General features: G+C 53.9%; 2 rRNA genes. Both read left to right on the top strand.

What is annotated here, in order from left to right:
* Nucleotides 1-1987, top strand: a 23S ribosomal RNA gene (locus N511_RS0100035); the annotation flags it as partial.
* Between the two features lie 114 nt (nucleotides 1988-2101).
* Nucleotides 2102-2214, top strand: a 5S ribosomal RNA gene (gene rrf / locus N511_RS0100030).
* The last annotated feature ends 58 nt before the right edge of the window (nucleotides 2215-2272 follow it).

The following is a 2272-nucleotide window of genomic DNA, read 5'->3' as shown; positions in this document are numbered from 1 at the left end:
CCCCGCCATAGCAAACTCCGAATACCGAAGAGTGCAATCACGGGAGACAGACATCGGGTGCTAACGTCCGGTGTCAAGAGGGAAACAACCCAGACCGCCAGCTAAGGTCCCTAAATATTGCTAAGTGGGAAACGAAGTGGGAAGGCTAAAACAGTCAGGAGGTTGGCTTAGAAGCAGCCACCCTTTAAAGAAAGCGTAATAGCTCACTGATCGAGTCGTCCTGCGCGGAAGATGTAACGGGGCTAAGCAATATACCGAAGCTGCGGATGCACGTAAGTGCATGGTAGGAGAGCGTTCTGTAAGCCTGTGAAGGTGTCTTGTAAAGGATGCTGGAGGTATCAGAAGTGCGAATGCTGACATGAGTAGCGATAAAGGGGGTGAAAGGCCCCCTCGCCGTAAGCCCAAGGTTTCCTACGCAACGTTCATCGGCGTAGGGTGAGTCGGCCCCTAAGGCGAGGCAGAGATGCGTAGCTGATGGGAAGCAGGTTAATATTCCTGCACCGTCGTATGATGCGATGGGGGGACGGATCGCGGAAGGTTGTCCGGGTGTTGGATGTCCCGGTCCCTGCATTGGAGATGGCACTTAGGCAAATCCGGGTGCGTGATTCAAGGGTGTGGGGCGAGCGACTTTAGGTCGCGAAGCAATTGGAAGTGGTTCCAAGAAAAGCCTCTAAGCTTCAGTCATACGAGACCGTACCGCAAACCGACACAGGTGGGCGAGATGAGTATTCTAAGGCGCTTGAGAGAACTCGGGAGAAGGAACTCGGCAAATTGGTACCGTAACTTCGGGATAAGGTACGCCCTTGTAGTTTGACTGGCTCGCGCCAGAAGGACGAAGGGGTTGCAATAAAATGGTGGCTGCGACTGTTTAATAAAAACACAGCACTCTGCAAACACGAAAGTGGACGTATAGGGTGTGACGCCTGCCCGGTGCCGGAAGATTAAATGATGGGGTGCAAGCTCTTGATTGAAGTCCCGGTAAACGGCGGCCGTAACTATAACGGTCCTAAGGTAGCGAAATTCCTTGTCGGGTAAGTTCCGACCTGCACGAATGGCGTAACGATGGCCACACTGTCTCCTCCCGAGACTCAGCGAAGTTGAAGTGTTTGTGATGATGCAATCTCCCCGCGGCTAGACGGAAAGACCCCATGAACCTTTACTGTAGCTTTGCATTGGACTTTGAACCGATCTGTGTAGGATAGGTGGGAGGCTTTGAAACCGGGACGCTAGTTTCGGTGGAGCCGTCCTTGAAATACCACCCTGGTTTGTTTGAGGTTCTAACCTTGGCCCGTGAATCCGGGTCGGGGACAGTGCATGGTAGGCAGTTTGACTGGGGCGGTCTCCTCCCAAAGTGTAACGGAGGAGTTCGAAGGTACGCTTGGTACGGTCGGACATCGTACCTAAAGTGCAATGGCAAAAGCGTGCTTAACTGCGAGACCGACAAGTCGAGCAGGTGCGAAAGCAGGACATAGTGATCCGGTGGTTCTGTATGGAAGGGCCATCGCTCAACGGATAAAAGGTACTCTGGGGATAACAGGCTGATACCGCCCAAGAGTTCATATCGACGGCGGTGTTTGGCACCTCGATGTCGGCTCATCTCATCCTGGGGCTGTAGCCGGTCCCAAGGGTATGGCTGTTCGCCATTTAAAGAGGTACGTGAGCTGGGTTTAAAACGTCGTGAGACAGTTTGGTCCCTATCTGCCGTGGGCGTTGGAATCTTGACGGGGGCTGCTCCTAGTACGAGAGGACCGGAGTGGACGTACCGCTGGTGTACCTGTTGTCTCGCCAGAGGCATCGCAGGGTAGCTATGTACGGAAGAGATAACCGCTGAAAGCATCTAAGCGGGAAACTTGCCTGAAGATGAGGATTCCCTGGAGACTTGATCTCCCTGAAGGGTCGTTCGAGACCAGGACGTTGATAGGCTGGGTGTGGAAGCGCAGTAATGCGTTCAGCTAACCAGTACTAATTGCCCGTGCGGCTTGATCCTATAACCGGTATGTTTCCGGCTGGGTCTGCCTTGTGCCTGATACACAAGCACAACCCCTACTACATTCCCATATTGGCGGCGTTGACACAAAGTCAGCGACGCGACAAGTCATAGCCTGGTGACCATAGCGAGTCGGTACCACCCCTTCCCATCCCGAACAGGACCGTGAAACGACTCCGCGCCGATGATAGTGCGGATTCCCGTGTGAAAGTAGGTCATCGCCAGGCTCTCCATCTAAACACCCCAGCTCCAACACAGAGCTGGGGTGTTTGCCTTTGCGCGCTC

The sequence above is a fragment of the Ralstonia sp. UNC404CL21Col genome (assembly GCF_000620465.1).
Lineage (GTDB): Bacteria > Pseudomonadota > Gammaproteobacteria > Burkholderiales > Burkholderiaceae > Ralstonia > Ralstonia flatus.
The sequence above is the reverse complement of the archived record's forward strand: the minus strand, read 5'-3'. Positions and strand labels throughout refer to the sequence as shown.